This window comes from Gordonia sp. WA4-43, from assembly GCF_020520305.1.
GTDB lineage: Bacteria > Actinomycetota > Actinomycetes > Mycobacteriales > Mycobacteriaceae > Gordonia > Gordonia hongkongensis.
Map to the genome: position 1 here is coordinate 2,224,688 of NZ_CP084736.1, position 17,071 is coordinate 2,241,758.

Below are 17,071 nucleotides of genomic sequence, written 5' to 3' on the forward strand. Positions count from 1 at the left end.
GTCTGTCGGCTAGGGTCGAGAAATCCGGGTCACAAGATGCCCGGGTTGCGAGATCTGTTGACGCAATTGAGGAGACGACATGCCGTCCGGCTCGAGTACGGCCCCGACGCCGACCGGCCGCGGCCGCCCGCGCCTGGTACAGGCCCGACGCCGCGGGCAGACCGCGCGCGAGGAGATCCTCGACGCCGCTGCCGAATTGTTCACCCGCCACGGGTACACCGGGACGTCGACACGCATGATCGCCGAGGCGGTCGGCATCAGACAGGCGTCGATGTACCACTACTTCGGCACCAAAGACGACATTCTCGCGACCCTGCTGGAGACGACAGTCGTCGCCTCACTCGACCGCGCGCGGGTACTCCTCGACGGGGATGGACCCGCGCTGGCGCGACTGCTGGAGCTCGCACGCTTCGACGTCGATCAGCTGGCGCAGTCGCGGTGGAACCTCGGTGCCCTGTACCTGCTGCCCGAGGTCGCCGACCAGCGGTTCGTCGAATTCCGTTCGGCGCGCCAGGAATTGGCCGACTCGTATGCCGCCCTGGCGGCCGCGGCACTCGGCGATGCCACCGACAAGCGGACGCTGCTCCCCTTCCGGCTGGTGGAGTCGGTCATCATGATGCGCGCCGACGAACAGCGCGGCGAGCTCGGCGAGCACACGGCTGCCGGTCTCGCCGCCACCGTCGTCGACGCGATCTCGCGAATCCTGTAGCAACAGAGCGCACATGGCCCACGTCGCTACGGGATTCCCGCGAGCGTGACGGCTAGCAGGTTCCGATCACGCCACCCTGCAGCGCCACCTCCATCTTGCGCACTATGGAGCAGTCCGCCGGACCACTCCCGACACTCCGCATGGGTTCGACCTGCTTCACCGCGGGGGTCGGGGCGAGCTGCCGGCCGACCGGCCCGGTGACCTGCGGTACGACCGGCTCCGGGGCGGCATGCCGCGGCTGATGCGGGACGACGACCCGCTCGGCCGACACCTCAGTGGCGTCCGCGCGCAGGTGTCGCGGCTTGTCGACCGGCACCTTCCAGCCCTTGTCGTAACCGTGCGCGGCGCCGATCGCGACACCGGCCGCGACCGCGGGCAGCGCGACGAGGGTGGCGACCAGAGCCGTCCCCACCACGGGACCGACGACGAGTCCGGTGGGCAGGAACGGGATACCGAAGAGCAGACCCAGTCCGCCGCCGACGACACCGCCGACCGCGAGGGCGAAGCCCGCGGCGAGCAGGCGCCGCGCGAGGCGCGACGAGGCGGCGTCGAGTTCGCGATACGTCATCGAACGCCCGGAGGCGCACACCGCGGTAGATTCTCCCTGTCGCGCAACCGTTTCGGCGAGAATGTCGGCGAGTACCCGCGGCGGGGCGCAACGCGCGCCCCGCACGGGGAGCAATGTCGCCCGCTCATGCTCGTCGAGCAACGAGAGCTGTCCCACGCGATCGTCGGACGCCCCGCCGAGGAAGGCGTGCAGGAACATCAGGAAGCGACGGTGGTGCCCGGTGAGCTCGTCCGGGGTGTAGATGTTCGGGTTGCCCTGGAAGTCGATGTGCGTGCTGCTCTTTCCCGCGCCCGGGTAGATGTTGACGAACAGATCGGACGTCGGACCCGAGGTCAACACGTGCAACCGCCCGGTGACCTCACCCAGCACGACCTCGCTGTCGACCATCATGAGGTTCACCGCCGGCCCGAAGGACGCCGACTCGTCTCGGGCCATCCCCATGTCCGCGAAGATGTCCTCCTGCCGGTACCGCTGCCGCCGCAGCGCACTCAGCAACTCCCCCTGCACGGAGGTCACCACGTCGCCGAGCGTGCGGCCGGCGACCGGCACACGGAGCGGCACGACGTTGGCCACCATGCCGCCCGACCGGCGCAGCACGGCGGAGTGGCGACCCGAGACCGGAAGGCTGAGAAGGACTTCGGCACTGCCGGTCATCCGCGCGAGGTACCCGGCGAACGCCGCGACGACCACCGGGGTCACGCCACCTCCCTCCTGCGCGGCCGCATCGAGGAGCGCGGCCGTCTCCGCGGGAATCGGCGCGCTCACGAGGATCGGGTGCAGCGTCGGCTTGCCGTGCCGGCCGGCGAGGGTCACGACCGGCGGGGCGCCGTCGAGATGGTCGCTCCAGTACCTGCGGTCGTTGTCGTGACGAGTCGACCCGGGGTAGGACGCGTCCTGGGCGATGATGTCGGCGATGTCGCTCGCCTTCGACGGCGGCGCGGGATCGCCGCGAACGGCCGCGTTGTACAGCTCGGTGATCCGCCGGACCATCGTCACCGCGGCGAATCCGTCGAGCGCGATGTGGTGCGCCCGCAGGTACCACATGTAGTGCGCGTCCCCGACGCGGTAGACGATGCTCGTCATCAGGTCATCGGTGAGCAGGTCGAGCGGTCTCGTGTAGTCGAGCAGCATCAGCCGGTGCGCTGTCGCGGTCGGATCGGCCTCGTCGCGTAGATCCACGGTGCTCACCGGGGCGCTCTGGGAGGCGACGTATTGCCGCGGTTCGCCATCGACGACGACCAGGCGCAGGTGTCCCGAGCCGAACTCCCGCCCGGTGGTCAGGCAGACCTCCGTCAGCAACTCGGTGTCCAGTTCGCCGTCGATGTCGACGTACTGTGCCACCGAGATCGGCAGGTCACCGGCCACATGCTGGGCGAACCAGATGCCGCGCTGCGCGGCGGACAATGGAAGTGAGTCCACACCGGGATCCGGTCTCGCCGGCGTGGCGGCCCCGGTCGTCTCCGTGGGATGGTCATCGGCCGGCATCCGGGTCGACGAGGAGTGCGCGGACAGGGTGACGAGATCCTTGTCTGAGATGGTCACGTGGCCTCCATGCGTTCGTATCGATCGCACTCGTCCGGGTATCAGGACCACCCGGGCGCCCCCCGCAGACCACGGGATGGACAATTCACAACCCGCGCGAGATCAAGCCAGATAAGCCCCCCTGGAGAGCTGTCGCCCCGTCGACAAATCGGACCATACTCCCGATTAACTTTCGCCGACATCCCTTTTCGGCAAAGGCAAAACGTCAGTAAAGTCGAGGTAATGGATCGCGATAAAACGTCTCAGACTGGTCACGGAGAATTCGATGGTTCATTCGGATGAGTTTTCCGGAAGGCGTGGATTTTCGCCCGTGTCTCTGATTTTCAGATCAACTCATTCGAAAAGCGAATGTGGATTCATTATTCACACGGAGGCTGTCAAACCACAAGAAGCAGTTGTTCTTTCGGGCGACCGATCAATCGGTCCATCACGCCCTTCTCGCGCAAATCGCCCAGAATGGACGGATCATCTTTAGGTGTCATTGCTAACGAATCGCTTATCCATGTTCAGCGTTTGGCGCCGGACCGGACTCATCGGGAATTCGACGCCGATGTCGACGACTCGGAACCAGATGATCATCGATGTCATTCGCTGAGACGACACGACTGATGAATGAGAAAGAGTGAACGCAGCTGCACCTGGGTCAGCCACGTTGCGGGGCCGGCCGGTTGCGCGTCAACCGAGCCGAGGCGGTTGCGGTCCCCGGCCCCACGGGGTGCCACCCGACCGCCCGGGCCAGGCCCTGCGGGGGCATCCCGCTCGAGATGGTCTCGTGTTCGCCGATGACATAGGTCTCGTGCCAGATCCCGACCGAGTCGGTGTCGGCGAGCTCGCGATTGAACCACCGCCACATGGACAGATGCGGGGCGTCGGGGTCGGACGCGAACCGTCGGAGATCGTCGGCGCTGCGCCAGTACGACAACACCATCGGCGAACCGCCCAGATAGAGGCGCGCGTCGAGCATGCCCGCATCCGGTCGGCGCCGGAGGTGGATCAGCATCCGGGACATCGACGTCAGCACCGGCAGCCAGGCGCGGACCCGCCAGGGTCGCGTCACCCGCATCCCGATCAAGAACACCGTCGTGCCCGGGGGCGGGGTGTCGTTGGTCATGCGGGCGGCTCGGCGAGCGGACATGAGACCTCCAGGACATTTCGTAACCTTGTTACGAAACGATGTTATGAAACGATTGCGGACATGGCAAGACCTCGATCCCACACCGAAGACGTCCGTGTCCGGCTCCTCGACGAGGCGGTTCGCATGGTGGCCGCCGACGGCATCGGTGCGCTGTCGGTGCGGGAGGTCGCTCGCGCCGCCGACACCTCCACCACCGCCGTCTACTCGCTGTTCGGCAACAAGGAGGGCCTGTCCCGGGCGATCCTGGTGCGGGCCTTCGATTCGTTCGCGCGGGCCCAGCGCTCCGCGAGCGACGCCGCAACCGACCCGGCGACGCTCGCCGGCCTGGGGGTCGCCTACGTCGGGTGGGCGCTCGAGAATCCGCGCCTCTACGAGCTGATGTTCGGGGACGTGCTCGCCGGGGTCGAGCGCACCGAGGAAACCCGCTCGGCCGCGACCCGTGCGATCACGCCGTTGCGCGAGGGAGTCGAGCGAGCCATCTCCTCGGGCGCACTCCGCACCGCGGACATCGACACCGTCGTCGCATCGTTGTGGGCACAGGTGCACGGGACCGCGACGCTGCTCCTGTCCGGCAACTACCCGGCCGGCGCCGACCCGATGGCCGCGGCGACGGCCATCATCGACGGATGGCGAACTCCTGGTGCCTGACCGGCGGGACGAGGGCACGCGCACCGTCGGTACGTCTCGCCTCCTTCGGAGACACCCCACTAGGGTGTCGGTATGGCAGGGCGCAGCATGGATTTCGACCCCATCGCCGAAGCACGGGAGAACTGGACCCAGGCGGGGTGGGGCGAGGTGGCCGACGGCATGGTCGCGGTGACGTCGGTGATGCGCGCCCATCAGATCCTGCTCGCCCGTGTCGAGGCCGCCCTGCGTCCGTTCGATCTCAGCTTCTCCCGCTTCGAACTGCTCCGACTGCTGGCGTTCTCGCGTCAAGGGTCCCTGCCGATCACCAAGGCCAGTGACCGGCTCCAGGTCCACGTGACCAGCGTGACCCACGCGATCCGTCGCCTCGAGGAGGGCGGGCTCGTCCGCCGCGTCCCGCACCCCACCGATGGACGTACCACGCTCGTCGAGATCACCGACCTCGGCCGCAAGACGGTGGGCGACGCCACGGAGACCCTCAACCGCGAGGTGTTCGGCAACGTCGGCATGTCCGACGACGAGATGACCGGCCTGGTCGGCGCCATCCAGTCGCTTCGCAAGCACAACGGGGACTTCTGAATCGGCGCGCGGAATCCGTATGAGGTTGTGCCCGGAATCCGGGTTCGACGTCATACGGATTCGCACAGCTGCTCGGCGATGGAACCGCGCGGTCATCGTCTGCGTCGAAACCCCATGGATCTCGCCGAACTCACTGCCCGCCGGGACGGCGTGTTCTCCACCAGAGAAGCGCGCGACTGCGGTGCGAGCTCGTCGACTATCCAACGCAAAGTCGCTGCCGGCGAGTGGAAAGCGGTAGCACGGGGGGTGTACCTCGTCGCCGGGCACCACCGCACAGCCCGGGCTCAAGCCCGCATCGCGGTCCTGTCGGTGCACAACACGGCGGTACTCGGCGGACCAGCGGCCGCCTGGTGGCTCGGACTGCACGACACCGAACCCCGAAAACACCTCGTCTACACCCCGACCCGCGGCAGCGCCCGACGCTCGTCCGCGACCGCGGTGGTCCGGTTCCGGCGACTACACGACGACGACATCACCGAGCATCAAGGCCTCCGAACAACGAGCGCCGCGCTGTCCGTCCTCGACGCCTCCCTCGACCTCGGGATCAGCATCCTCGATTCAGCACTACTCGGCACCCGCGTCACCCTCGACGCCCTCCGCGCCGCCCACGACCGCTACCCCAATCGCCACGGAGCACCGCGCGTCGCTGCCTATCTGAAACTCCTCGGCGACGGAGCACGATCGGAAGCCGAACGACTCACCACCGAACTGCTGACCGCCGCTGGGATCTCCGGCTGGATGCCGAACATGCCCGCCTACGGCTACGTCATCGATTTCGCCTTTCCCGACAGGAAGATCGCAGTCGAAATCGACGGCTTCTCCTTCCACCGCGACACCGCAGCCTTCCAGCGCGACCGCACCAAGCGCAACCTGCTCACCGCCAACGGATGGACTGTCCTCAACTTCACGTGGACCGACCTCGTCGACCGGCCCGCCCAGGTCGCCGCGGACGTCAGGGCCGTGCTCCGACGACCCGCCGCCTGAAAGCCGTATGACGTTGTGCCCGGAAACCGGGCACAACGTCATACGAATCTCGTGAGGTCGGCGAACGACTTAGTGCAGCGACGTGATGATCGCGCTGAAGTCGAGGTCCGCGTGCTGTTCGGCGAAGCCGCGGTAGAGCTGTGCGGCGTGGGTGCCCAACGGCGCACGGGCGCCGGTGCTGGCGACGGCGTCCATCGCGAGGCCGAGGTCCTTGTTCATCAGGGCGGTCGCGAAGCCCGGCTTGAAGTCGTTGTTCGCCGGCGAGGTCGGGACCGGCCCGGGGACGGGGCAGTTGGTCTCGACGGCCCAGCAGTTGCCGGTGGCGCCGGTGATCACGTCGTAGAGCGCCTGGTCGTCGAGGCCCAGCTTCTGGGCGAGCACGAAGGCCTCCCCCACCGCGATCTGCTGGACGGCGAGCACCATGTTGTTGCACACCTTGGCGGCCTGGCCGGCACCCGCGGCACCGCAGTGGATGATCTTGCCCGCCATCGGATCCAGGGTGGTGCGCGCTGCGGCGAAGGCCTCGTCCTCGCCGCCGACCATGAACGCCAGGGTGCCGGCGACGGCACCCTTCACCCCACCCGAGACCGGGGCGTCGACCTGTGCGAAGCCGTGCTCGGTGGCGCGCTGGTGGATGTCCCGCGCGTCGTCGACCGAGATCGTCGACGAGTCGATGAACAGGGCTCCGGTCGGAGTTGCCGGCAGGATCTCGTCATACAGCTTCTTCACGATGCCGCCGTTGGGCAGCATCGTCACCACGACCTCGGCGGCGGACACGGCCTCGATGGCGGCCGGGAAGGTCGCGATGCCGTTGTCCTGCGCGGTCTTCACCGCCTCGGGTACCGGATCAAAACCGCGGACGGTGTGACCGGCTTTCACCAGATTGGCGGCCATCGGGCCACCCATGTTGCCGAGGCCGAGGAAGGCGATCGTCGTCATTGTCTCTGCTTCCTACGAAAGTGGTTGTCTAAAGCGAAGTGTCAGCCCTTCGAGGCTCGTCGCTAACGCTCCTCGCACCTCAGGGGGCGAGGGACCGGTAGCGGGTCGCGATCGAACGGCCGAGCACGACCCGCATGATCTCGTTGGTCCCCTCCAGGATGCGGTGCACACGGAGGTCGCGGACGATTTTCTCGATTCCGTACTCGGTGAGATACCCGTATCCGCCGTGCAGCTGTAGCGCCTGGTCGGCGACCTCGTAGCAGGTGTCGGTGACGAAACGCTTCGCCATCGCGCACTGTTCGACCTTGTCGGGCGCGCCGTCGTCGAGCGCCGTCGCCGCCTGCCACAACATGAGCCGGGACGCCTGCAGCGAGGTGGCCATGTCGGCGAGGGTGAACCGGATGGTCGGCTCGTCGATGAGCGCGTTGCCGAACGCGCGGCGACTCGCGACATAGGCCGCCGCCTTGTCGAAGGCGGCTTGCGCCCCACCGAGCGACGACGCCGCGATGTTGATGCGGCCGCCGTTCAGACCGTTCATCGCGATGCCGAACCCGATGCCCTCGGTGCCACCGAGGAGGTTGCCCGCGGGCACCCGCACCTCGTCGAGGATGACCTGGGCGGTGGGCTGCGCATGCCAGCCCATCTTGTGCTCCTGGGCCCCGAAACTCAGTCCGGGCGAGTCCTTCTCGACCAAGAACGTGGAGATGCCCTTGGGTCCGGCGTCACCGGTGCGCGCCATGATGACGTAGAGGTCCGACGACCCGGCCCCGGAGATGAACTGTTTGACCCCGGTGAGCACGTACTCGTCGCCGGACCGCTCGGCACGCGTGGCGAGCGCCGCCGCGTCGGAGCCGGCACCCGGCTCGGTCAGGCAGTAGCTCGCCACCGTCTCCATCGTGGCCAGGCGCGGCACCCAGGTCGAACGCTGTTCGTCGGTGCCGTACTCGTCGACCATCCACGTGCACATGTTGTGGATGGACAGGAACGACGCGACGGCCGGATCGGCGTACGCCAGTTGCTCGAAGATGCGCACCCCGTCGAGGCGCCGCAGGCCACTGCCGCCGGCGTCCTCGGCACAGTAGATGGCACCCATCCCGAGTTCCGACGCCTCACGCAACTCGTCGACCGGGAAGTGGTTCGTGGCATCCCATTCGAGCGCGAACGGCGCCAGTTTCTTGGCCGCGAAACCCGCCGCGGTCTCGACGATGACACGTTCGTCACCGTCGAGCCGGGCGAGTGCGGCGTCGGCGAAAGTCGTCAACGCCGATCAGTCCATCGTCGGGATGACGAACTCGGCGCCGTCCTTGATGCCCGACGGCCACCGCGTCGTGACCGTCTTGGTCTTGGTGTAGAACTGGATCGACGCCGGGCCGTGCTGGTTGAGGTCGCCGAAGCCCGAGCGCTTCCATCCGCCGAAGGTGTAGTACGCCACCGGAACCGGGATCGGCACGTTCACGCCGACCATGCCGACGTCGACGCGGGCCGTGAAGTCGCGGGCGGCGTCGCCGTCCTGGGTGAAGATCGCGACACCGTTGCCGTACTGGTGGTCCGACGCCAGCGCGAGGGCCTCCTCGTAGTCGCCGGCACGCACGATCGACAGGACCGGTCCGAAGATCTCCTCGGTGTAGATGGTCATGTCCTTGGTGACGTGGTCGAACAGGGTCGGGCCGATGAAGAAGCCCTTCGAGATGTCCTCGTCGCCGAAGATCTGCTCGTTGTTGGCGCGCTCACGTCCGTCGATGACGACCTCGGCACCTTCCTCGGCACCCTTGTCGATGAACCCGCGGACCCGCTCGAGGGCGGCGGCGGTGACCAGGGGGCCGTAGTCGGCCTTGGGGTCCAGGCTGTGACCGACGCGCAGTGCGTTGACCCGGTCGATCAGCTTGGCGCGCAACCGGTCTGCGGTCTGCTCGCCGACCGGGACCGCGACGCTGATCGCCATGCAGCGCTCACCGGCGCTGCCGTAGCCCGCACCGATCAGCGCGTCGACGACCTGGTCGAGGTTGGCGTCGGGCATGATGATCGCGTGGTTCTTGGCGCCACCGAAGCACTGTGAGCGCTTCCCGTGGGCGGCCGCGGTCGAGTAGATGTACTGCGCGATGTCGGAGCTGCCGACGAAGCCGAGCGCCTTGACGTCCGGGTGGGTCAGCAGCGCGTCGACCGCTTCCTTGTCGCCGTGGACGACCTGGAACACGCCGTCGGGCAGGCCGGCTTCGGTGAACAGCTCGGCGAGACGCACCGGCACGGACGGATCGCGCTCGCTGGGCTTGAGGATGAAGGCGTTGCCGCACGCGAGCGCGGGCCCGGCCTTCCAGAGCGGGATCATCGCCGGGAAGTTGAACGGGGTGATGCCCGCGACGACCCCGAGCGGCTGACGGATGGAGTGCACGTCGATGCCGCCGCCGGCACCCGCGGTGAACTCACCCTTGATGAGGTGCGGGATGCCGATCGCGAACTCGATCACCTCGACGCCGCGCTGGATGTCGCCGAGCGCGTCGGCGTGGGTCTTGCCGTGCTCCAGCGACAATGTGGTCGCGAGCTCGTCGGCGTTCTTGTTCACCAGGTCGACGAACCGCATGAGGACACGGGCGCGGCGCTGCGGGTTCCAGGCGGCCCACTCCTTCTGCGCGGCCGATGCGGTCGCGATCGCGGCGGCGACCTCGTCGGTGGACGCCAGCGGAACCTGGGACTGCACGGCGCCGGTGCTCGGATTGAAGACGTCAGCAAAGCGGCCACCCTCGGCGGTGACGCGCTTGCCGTTCAGGTAGTGCGGGATCGAGGGGACAGCAGGAGCGGACACGGAGATCACCTTCGACTTCGTTGGGGGGGTATGGCCGGTGTCACCACATAGTAGGACATCCAAGTATTTCTTCCAACCCCTCTCAACTGGGATTTCGCCTCGGCGGGCGGGTTAGGCTACCCTCGCTTAGCGAAAACGCCGACGTCGAGAGGAGTTCACATGTCGGTCGTCATCCTCTACGGAACCGAAACCGGGAACGGTGAGCTCGTCGCCGACGCCATCGCCGACACGCTGGCCGCCGACCACGATCCGTCGATCTACGACATGAGCGAGTACGCGGTCGAGGATCTCGACCCCGAGGACTTCCTCGTCATCGTGTGCTCGACCTACGGCGAAGGCGAGCTGCCGACCGGTGCCGAGCCCTTCGCCGACGAACTCGAGAGCGTGAACCCCGACCTCACCGGCCTCCGCTTCGCGGTCTTCGGTCTCGGGGACTCGATCTACGACACGTTCAACCGCGGTGGCGAGATCGTCGCCGAGATGCTCACCAAGCGCGGCGCGGTCCAGGTCGGCGAGCACGCCCGCCACGACAACTCCTCGCCCATCAAGCCGGCGAAACAGGCCGCCGAGTGGGCCGAGGGCATCTCCCAGGAGATCTGAGCACGCCCGACGTGGACGCGGCCGGTCAACCCGCCGGTCGCGACGTCGCGCCCGCCGCCGGGCCTGCGGCGTCGGCGTCGGCTGCGGCGGACTCCTCCGCCGCCACCGCCTGCTCGTATCCGCGCACGGCCGACAGCTTCGCGAGTTCACACACGGCGCGCACCATGATCGCGAGCACGATGCCGAGGAACAGCGCGGTCGGTACCGACACCTTCAGGTTCTCACCAAGCAGCAGCACACCGAGCACCATCGCGACGGCCGGCTCGGCGACGGTCATCGACGGGAACGACGTCTGCAGATCACCGGCGCCGAACCCCATCTGCTGGGCGAGGATGGCGCAGACCACCACCAGCACGAAGAGATAGATCTCGGGGTGGACGAAGGTACGCCAGAAGTGGTGCGTGATCTGGTAGATCACGGTCTTCACCAGCAACGCCGACACGCCGAACAGGATGCCGGCGACGAGCCCGTAGAACAGTGCCTTGTAGTGCGGACTCGAGCGGTGGGCGAGGATCACCAGCGCGACCACGACGCCGATGACCGCTCCCACGGTGCCCCACAGCAGGAGAGCATCGGGGCGTCGCATCGACGGTTCGGGACGCGCCACGATCAGGAACGTCACCACGCACGCGACGAGAACCCCGCCCCAGGCCCACTCGATGCGGGCCGGGTGCCGATGATCGGCCCACGCCTCGAGCGGAAGGGCGAACAGCACGGCGAGCACGACGAGGGGTTGCACGAGGAGGATCGAGCCGAGTCCGAGTGCCGAGGCTTGCAAACCGAAGCCGCACAGCGCGATCGCCGCACCGGCCCACCATCCCGGGGTGATCGCACCGTTGACCCGGGAGGCGCGCTGGCGCAACACGGTACCGGCGGCGATCATCAACGCGGCCAGCACCGCGAGGAGCGCGGGTACCCAGGTGTGCACGATCCCCAGGGTAACGGCGGTGAGCCGCGGTCGCGGTCCCGGCCGGGGTCGTCCCGGGCGACATCGACGGTGTCGTAACACCAACGGCCTGCCCGGACAACGTAGATTCGAACCCATGCGTTATCGGTCAAATCTGGAACGACTGGCCACCCTCGACGCCGCCGCGATCGAGGTGGCCTGCACCGACTGCACCTCGGTGGGTGAGCTCATCGACTGTGCCGTGGACGAGTACCTGGAGTTCGACGTCGCCGCCGACGAGGCCGAGGCCCGCGGTCACGACGAACACGCGGCCTACCTCCGCCAGGAGGCCGCCGCCTGGCGCGCGACCGTGCGGGTCCTGCGGATGATCGGCGCCGAGTCGGGGTCCGAATCCGACGCCCGGGACCGCGGCCGGCACGGCGCCGCATGAGCCGGACCCGCACGCTGGTCCTGATGCGGCACGGCAAGTCGGGTTATCCGCCCGCGACGCCCGATCACGACCGTCCGCTGGCCGAGCGCGGCGATCGGCAGGCCGCCCTCGCCGGACGCTGGATGGCCGATGAGGGCCTGCGGATCGACGCGGTGCTGTGCTCGACATCGACGCGAACGCGGCAGACGCTCGCCCGAACCGGCATCGATGCGCCCGTGACCTTCGTCGAGGACATCTACGGCGGCGCGCCCGAGGAGATCCTGGAGGCCATCCGCGTCCACGCGCCCGCCGACGCGCGGACGGTCCTCGTCGTCGGCCACGAGCCCGGGATGCCGTCGACCGCGCTGACGCTCGATCCGCACGGCTACATCGAACGCTTCCCCACCTCGGCTTATGCGGTCGTCGGCATCTCCCACGAGTGGGACCGGATCGGGTTGGCCCCGGACCCCGAGGCCCACCTCGTCGGCGTGCGGATCCCACGCGAGGGGTGACCGGTGGCGCACACTGGGATCATGCGTGAGATCCAGCGAACCATCATCGACGCCCTCGCCGTGAAGTCTTCGATCGACCCCGGCGAGGAGGTGGAGCGGCGGGTCGGATTCCTCGTCGACTACCTCCGCGCCACCGGCGCCAAGGGTTACGTACTCGGCATCTCCGGCGGCGTCGACTCCAGCCTGGCCGGGAAGCTCGCCCAGCTCGCCGCCGAACGCATCCGGTCCGACGGCGGTGACGCGACCTTCATGGGCGTGCGGCTGCCCTACCGCGTGCAGCACGACGAGGACGACGCGGCCGCGGCCCTCGAGTTCATCGGCGCCGACGAGGTCGTGACCGTCAACGTGGCACCCGGCGTGGATGCCCTCGACGACGAGATCGAACAGGCCACCGGCACCCGGCTCACCGACTTCACCAAGGGCAACGCCAAGGCGCGGCACCGCATGGTCGCGCAGTACGCCCTCGCCGGTGACCGCGGGTTGCTGGTGATCGGCTCCGATCATGCGTCCGAGAACGTCACCGGCTTCTTCACCAAACACGGCGACGGTGCGGCCGACGTGCTGCCGCTCTCCGGCCTGAACAAGCGGCAGGGGCGTGCCCTCCTGCGCCACCTGGATGCGCCGCAGCAGCTGTGGGAAAAGGTCCCGACCGCCGACCTGCTGGACGAGAAGGCCGGACAGACCGACGAGGACGAACTCGGCCTGCGCTACGACGACATCGACGACTACCTCGAGGGGCGCGAGATCCCCGAGGACGCCGCGGAGAAGATCGAGGCCGCCTGGCACCGCAACCGGCACAAGCGCACCACCCCCGTCGAGGTCGACGACACGTGGTGGCGGTCCTAGCGCTGCACCCAGCCGGCGCGTTCGGCGGACCCCACACGACGGCCTGTCCGCGATTAGGAGCCTGCTGAATTAGGGTCCAGCCTGGGTTGAGGTTCCTGCTGCGGGGATGTGTCGGTTCCGGGGTGTGGTCGTGGTGATCGATCTAGGTGGGGCGGCGGTGCCGCGGTTCAGGCGGTGGCCAGTGTCCAGGTGCCGTTGGTGGTAGTCAGTCCGAGGGTGATCAGGCGGCGTAGGTTGATCGCGGCGGCGCGGTGGTGCAGCCAGTTGTTGTTGCGTTCGATTCCACGGTAGGGCACCCGCCGGTTACCGCGGGTGAGCCAGGCAATCGTCCGTTCGACCATGGGTCGATGCTGGCGGTAGGTGTCGGCAATAGTGTTGTCAGAGAAGTGTTGTCGGTGTTCGCGCTGGAGTTGGTGGTGTTCGCCGAAACTGATTTTGCGTCCACGAACCGCGGTGGTGCACCGTGCCCGAAGTGGGCAGTCGTGGCAGGCCGCACCGTAGGTGACGTGGCCTTTCGCGCTGACCGGTCGGGTCAGGTTGTTGGGGCAGGTCAATGTGTTCGCGTCGGCGTCGAAGGTGAAATCGTCGACGACGAAACCACCAGCAACCGCCGGCATGTGTGGCTTGGGTTTGATCACCGCGTTCCATCGTGTCCGCGCCAGCGTGGCCAGCATGTCACCGGAGGCATACGCTGAATCACCCAGCACCTCACGATCGTCGGCGTCGTCGGCGACGGTCGGATCGCTCAGCAACAACCGTGCCCCGACTGCTCCGTCGGAAGTGTCCGGACCAGCGGCTTTGGTCATCTCGATCGCGGTGACCAACCCGGTCTCCGGTTCATTGACGATGTGGCCCTTGAACCCGTCCTGCTGGCGTGCCCGGGTTTTGTGGGCGTGGCGGGTGTCGGTATCGACGGTGGAGATCACCCGGTCCGGGGCGGTCCGGGGCGCGATGCGCCAGCGTCCGTCGGTGCCATCAGAACCTGGTGCCGGTTCCACATCCTGGCCGGTCACCAATGCCAGCAATGCCACCGCCTGCGCCTGGGCCTGGTTACTCGGTTCCTTGTCGATGGCCTCGAGGTCCAGACCGTCGAGCACGGCCAACCCATCTTCGACAAGGGCGCTGATCAGGTCCTGTTGAGCACACTCATCATCCCAGGCGATCCGCGGCTTGCCGGGCCGGTCATAGCCGCCGCCGGTCAACGCGGCCAGACGAGTCGCGCGCTGCTCGACCACCACCGCACCACCGTCGACCTCTCGGGCGACCCGCCGGATCGCCGCGATCACCTGGGTGACGGCGTCCTGGCGGGCCACCGCGTCATCGAAGATCGTCGAATCCAGCGCTCGACGGCTCTTACCCGCGAGCACCCCGGTGGTGGTGATGACCTCGCGTACCACCTCGAAAATGCGGTACGGCCGATCGCTGGCTGCCAGTCGCCGACGCCAGTACGTCAGAGTCGACGGATGAAAACCTTTGTTACCCAACACGAATCCACACGCCGCTTTCCACCGCAGATCAAAAGTGACCGCATCAGCGGCTTCGCGATCGGACAAACCCTGCAGCGTTTGCAGCACGATCACCGACGCCATCGTGGCCGGCGGGATCGACGGACGGCCCCGGCCGCTGGGAAACAGGTCCGCGAACATCTCCGCAGGGAACAACTGCTCGCGATGAGCAGCCAAAAACGCGAACACACTGCCCTCGGCCAGCAAATGCCCGACGACCGAGTTCACATCCAGAAACTCACCCTGACGATCCGGCTCACCCTGCATACCCACCAGGATCCCAGCCCACCAGGCAAACCCGCTCACCCCACACCGAAACGACACCGACTATTTCAGCAGTCTCTTAGGGTGTCGGAGTGTCTGTCTACGCAAATGGGTTCGCCCGCGTCGCCGGAGCCGTACCCGTCCTGACGCTCGCCGAACCCGCGGTCAACGCCGCGCGCACCGTCGAACTCGCGACGCGGGCCGCTGACGACGGCGCCTGCCTGGTCGTCTTCCCTGAACTCGGGCTGTGCGGGTACAGCGTCGACGACCTCTTCCACCAGGACGCCCTCCTCGACGGTTGCCGCACCGCACTCGACGACATCGTGACGGCCAGTGCCGGACTCAAGCCGGTTCTCTGCGTCGGACTACCGATGCGCGTGGGTGACGGCCTGTACAACTGCGCCGCCGTGATTCACGACGGCGCGGTCCTGGGGGTGGTCCCGAAGTCGTATCTGCCGAACTACCGCGAGTTCTACGAGCAGCGCTTCTTCGCCGCGGCGCGCGACGCGGTCCCCACGACCGTGCGGATCGGCGACGTCGAGGTCCCATTCGGTGCCGATCTCGTCTTCGAGGCCCGCGATCTGCCGGGTTTCGCACTGTTCGTCGAGATCTGCGAAGACGGCTGGGTGGCGATCCCACCGAGTACATGGGCAGCTCTCGGCGGCGCGACCGTGCTGGCCAACCTGTCGGGCAGCCCGGTCACCATCGGCAAGGAGAGCTACCGCACCAACCTGTGCACCGGGCATTCCGCGCGGACCATCTCGGCCCACGTGTACGTCGCTGCCGGGTACGGCGAGTCGACCACCGACCTCGCCTGGGACGGCGATGCCCTCATCACCGAAAACGGTTCGCTCCTCGCCCGCAGTGAACAGTTCGCGACGACCGACCAGATCATCACCGCCGACATCGATCTCGACCGCCTGCGGCAGGAACGCATGCGGATGATCAGCCTCCGGGACCAGGTCGGCGATCACTCCGACCGGTTGAAGTCGTTGCGTCGCATAGGTTTCGACTTCGGAGACCTGCCCGACGACGATGTCGTCCGGCGGGCGGTTCCCCGATTCCCCTATGTCCCAGCGGATTCCGCCGACCGCGACGAACGCTGCGCGGAGGTACGCTCCATCCAGGTGCAGGGCTTGGCCCAGCGACTACGCTCGACGGGTCTGGAGAAGATCGTCATCGGGGTGTCCGGCGGCCTGGACTCGACACTCGCGCTCCTGGTCGCAGTCGACACCTTCGACCGGCTCGGGTTGCCGCGCACCAACATCCTCGGTTACACGATGCCCGGCTTCGCGACCGGCGGCCCGACGCTGCGGCGCGCCCACGCACTCATGAACTCGCTCGGGGTGAGCGGCGCGGAGATCGACATCCGGCCGTCCTGCGAGCAGATGCTCGCCGACCTCGACCATCCGTACGCGCGCGGCGAGAAGGTCTACGACGTCACCTTCGAGAACGTGCAGGCCGGTGAGCGGACCTCACACCTGTTCCGGCTCGCGAACGCCAACGGCGCCATCGTGCTCGGGACCGGCGACCTCTCCGAACTCGCGCTCGGATGGTGCACCTACGGCGTCGGCGACCAGATGTCGCACTACAACGTCAACGGGTCGGTGCCGAAAACGCTGATCCAGCACCTGATCCGGTGGATGATCACCAGCGGACACCACACCGCCGAGACCACCGAGACGCTCGTCGAGATCCTCGGCGACGTCATCTCCCCCGAACTCGTCCCCGCCGGCGACGACGGCCGGATCCAGAGCACCGAGGACACCGTCGGCCCCTACGAGCTGCACGACTTCTTCCTCTATCACCTGACGCGCTTCGGTTATCGCCCGAGCAAGATCGCCTATCTCGCGCGGCAGGCGTGGGGTGACCGCAGCCGTGGCCCGTGGTCGGATCTGCTGACCGAGGACAAGCGCAACGAGTACGACACCGCGACCATCGAGCACTGGCTCGCGGTGTTCCTGAAGCGGTTCATGGGCAATCAGTTCAAGCGCTCGGCGATGCCCAACGGCCCCAAGATCGGATCGGGCGGGTCGCTGTCCCCGCGCGGCGACTGGCGTTCACCCTCGGATGCGTCGGCGCGGGTCTGGCTGGACCAGCTCGCCGGGGGCTAGTGCGGCGGGTGGT

15 protein-coding genes and 1 pseudogene are annotated in these 17,071 nt (G+C 67.6%); 9 read left to right on the forward strand and 7 right to left on the reverse strand.

Going from position 1 to position 17,071, the window contains the following annotated elements; genetic code table 11:
* The first annotated feature begins 79 nt into the window (after positions 1–79).
* A complete protein-coding gene (locus LEL84_RS09935) occupies positions 80–709 on the forward strand; it encodes a TetR/AcrR family transcriptional regulator (protein ID WP_137810304.1) in 630 nt (209 codons plus the stop codon).
* Between the two features lie 505 nt (positions 710–1,214).
* Here the strand turns inward: LEL84_RS09935 and LEL84_RS09940 are convergent.
* Both LEL84_RS09940 and LEL84_RS09945 read right to left on the reverse strand, forming a co-directional pair.
* A pseudogene (locus tag LEL84_RS09940) lies at positions 1,215–2,819 on the reverse strand (condensation domain-containing protein); the annotation flags it as partial.
* A 643-nt stretch (positions 2,820–3,462) separates the two neighbouring features.
* Positions 3,463–3,954 (reverse strand): DUF4188 domain-containing protein, encoded by a 492-nt coding sequence (locus LEL84_RS09945; protein ID WP_078113659.1) that lies wholly within the window; start codon positions 3,952–3,954, stop codon positions 3,463–3,465.
* Between the two features lie 51 nt (positions 3,955–4,005).
* On the opposite strand from LEL84_RS09945, the gene LEL84_RS09950 reads away from it, so the two are divergent.
* The 3 genes from LEL84_RS09950 to LEL84_RS09960 all read left to right on the forward strand — a co-directional run bounded on the left by LEL84_RS09950 (position 4,006) and on the right by LEL84_RS09960 (position 6,162).
* Positions 4,006–4,602, forward strand: a complete 597-nt coding sequence (locus LEL84_RS09950; RefSeq protein ID WP_226514280.1) for a TetR/AcrR family transcriptional regulator — start codon at positions 4,006–4,008, stop codon at positions 4,600–4,602.
* A 72-nt stretch (positions 4,603–4,674) separates the two neighbouring features.
* A complete protein-coding gene (locus LEL84_RS09955; RefSeq protein WP_058253826.1) occupies positions 4,675–5,178 on the forward strand; it encodes a MarR family winged helix-turn-helix transcriptional regulator in 504 nt (167 codons plus the stop codon).
* A 114-nt stretch (positions 5,179–5,292) separates the two neighbouring features.
* A complete protein-coding gene (locus tag LEL84_RS09960; protein WP_226513942.1) occupies positions 5,293–6,162 on the forward strand; it encodes a DUF559 domain-containing protein in 870 nt (289 codons plus the stop codon).
* A gap of 69 nt (positions 6,163–6,231) precedes the next feature.
* On the opposite strand, the gene mmsB is transcribed toward LEL84_RS09960, so the two are convergent.
* From mmsB to LEL84_RS09975, 3 genes are all read right to left on the reverse strand, one after another.
* Entirely contained in the window at positions 6,232–7,101 is an 870-nt protein-coding gene (mmsB, locus tag LEL84_RS09965; protein ID WP_078113642.1) for a 3-hydroxyisobutyrate dehydrogenase, read from the reverse strand.
* A 79-nt stretch (positions 7,102–7,180) separates the two neighbouring features.
* Positions 7,181–8,362 (reverse strand): acyl-CoA dehydrogenase family protein, encoded by a 1,182-nt coding sequence (locus LEL84_RS09970; RefSeq protein ID WP_226513943.1) that lies wholly within the window; start codon positions 8,360–8,362, stop codon positions 7,181–7,183.
* A 6-nt stretch (positions 8,363–8,368) separates the two neighbouring features.
* Positions 8,369–9,901: a CoA-acylating methylmalonate-semialdehyde dehydrogenase gene (locus LEL84_RS09975; RefSeq protein WP_226513944.1), complete on the reverse strand. Its 1,533-nt coding sequence runs from the start codon at positions 9,899–9,901 to the stop codon at positions 8,369–8,371.
* A 159-nt stretch (positions 9,902–10,060) separates the two neighbouring features.
* Here LEL84_RS09975 and LEL84_RS09980 point away from each other — a divergent pair, with 159 nt between their 5' ends.
* Entirely contained in the window at positions 10,061–10,501 is a 441-nt protein-coding gene (locus LEL84_RS09980; RefSeq protein WP_058253830.1) for a flavodoxin domain-containing protein, read from the forward strand.
* 25 nt (positions 10,502–10,526) lie between these two features.
* Here LEL84_RS09980 and LEL84_RS09985 read toward each other — a convergent pair whose 3' ends face one another.
* Positions 10,527–11,429 carry a DMT family transporter gene (locus tag LEL84_RS09985; protein WP_226513945.1) on the reverse strand — a complete coding sequence of 301 codons (903 nt, stop codon included), beginning with the start codon at positions 11,427–11,429 and terminating at the stop codon, positions 10,527–10,529.
* Positions 11,430–11,544: 115 nt separating this feature from the next.
* Between LEL84_RS09985 and LEL84_RS09990 the strand changes: the two genes are divergently transcribed.
* From LEL84_RS09990 to nadE, 3 genes are read left to right on the forward strand one after another with little or no spacing between them, the layout of a single operon-like run.
* A complete protein-coding gene (locus tag LEL84_RS09990; protein ID WP_226513946.1) occupies positions 11,545–11,838 on the forward strand; it encodes a hypothetical protein in 294 nt (97 codons plus the stop codon).
* Positions 11,835–12,329: a SixA phosphatase family protein gene (locus LEL84_RS09995; RefSeq protein WP_078113639.1), complete on the forward strand. Its 495-nt coding sequence runs from the start codon at positions 11,835–11,837 to the stop codon at positions 12,327–12,329. Before LEL84_RS09990 ends, LEL84_RS09995 begins: the two co-directional genes overlap by 4 nt.
* Positions 12,330–12,350: 21 nt before the next feature.
* Complete coding sequence (nadE, locus tag LEL84_RS10000; protein ID WP_068970977.1) at positions 12,351–13,175, forward strand: ammonia-dependent NAD(+) synthetase; 825 nt, start codon at positions 12,351–12,353, stop codon at positions 13,173–13,175.
* 167 nt (positions 13,176–13,342) lie between these two features.
* Here nadE and LEL84_RS10005 read toward each other — a convergent pair whose 3' ends face one another.
* On the reverse strand, positions 13,343–14,947 hold the full coding sequence (locus LEL84_RS10005; protein WP_226514281.1) for an IS1182 family transposase: 1,605 nt from the start codon (positions 14,945–14,947) through the stop codon (positions 13,343–13,345).
* Between the two features lie 89 nt (positions 14,948–15,036).
* On the opposite strand from LEL84_RS10005, the gene LEL84_RS10010 reads away from it, so the two are divergent.
* The gene (locus LEL84_RS10010) at positions 15,037–17,058 is read left to right on the forward strand and encodes an NAD(+) synthase (protein WP_226513947.1); all 2,022 of its coding nucleotides are present in this window, start codon (positions 15,037–15,039) and stop codon (positions 17,056–17,058) included.
* Positions 17,059–17,071: the final 13 nt, after the last annotated feature.

Coding starts and splice junctions, on each gene's coding strand:
- LEL84_RS10005 (WP_226514281.1), bottom strand. CDS start 14,947: ATGCAGGGTGAGCCGGATCGTCAGGGTGAGTTTCTGGATGTGAACTCG.
- LEL84_RS09990 (WP_226513946.1), top strand. CDS start 11,545: ATGCGTTATCGGTCAAATCTGGAACGACTGGCCACCCTCGACGCCGCC.
- LEL84_RS09980 (WP_058253830.1), top strand. CDS start 10,061: ATGTCGGTCGTCATCCTCTACGGAACCGAAACCGGGAACGGTGAGCTC.
- mmsB (WP_078113642.1), bottom strand. CDS start 7,101: ATGACGACGATCGCCTTCCTCGGCCTCGGCAACATGGGTGGCCCGATG.
- LEL84_RS09995 (WP_078113639.1), top strand. CDS start 11,835: ATGAGCCGGACCCGCACGCTGGTCCTGATGCGGCACGGCAAGTCGGGT.
- LEL84_RS09960 (WP_226513942.1), top strand. CDS start 5,293: ATGGATCTCGCCGAACTCACTGCCCGCCGGGACGGCGTGTTCTCCACC.
- LEL84_RS09945 (WP_078113659.1), bottom strand. CDS start 3,954: ATGTCCGCTCGCCGAGCCGCCCGCATGACCAACGACACCCCGCCCCCG.
- nadE (WP_068970977.1), top strand. CDS start 12,351: ATGCGTGAGATCCAGCGAACCATCATCGACGCCCTCGCCGTGAAGTCT.
- LEL84_RS09935 (WP_137810304.1), top strand. CDS start 80: ATGCCGTCCGGCTCGAGTACGGCCCCGACGCCGACCGGCCGCGGCCGC.
- LEL84_RS09955 (WP_058253826.1), top strand. CDS start 4,675: ATGGCAGGGCGCAGCATGGATTTCGACCCCATCGCCGAAGCACGGGAG.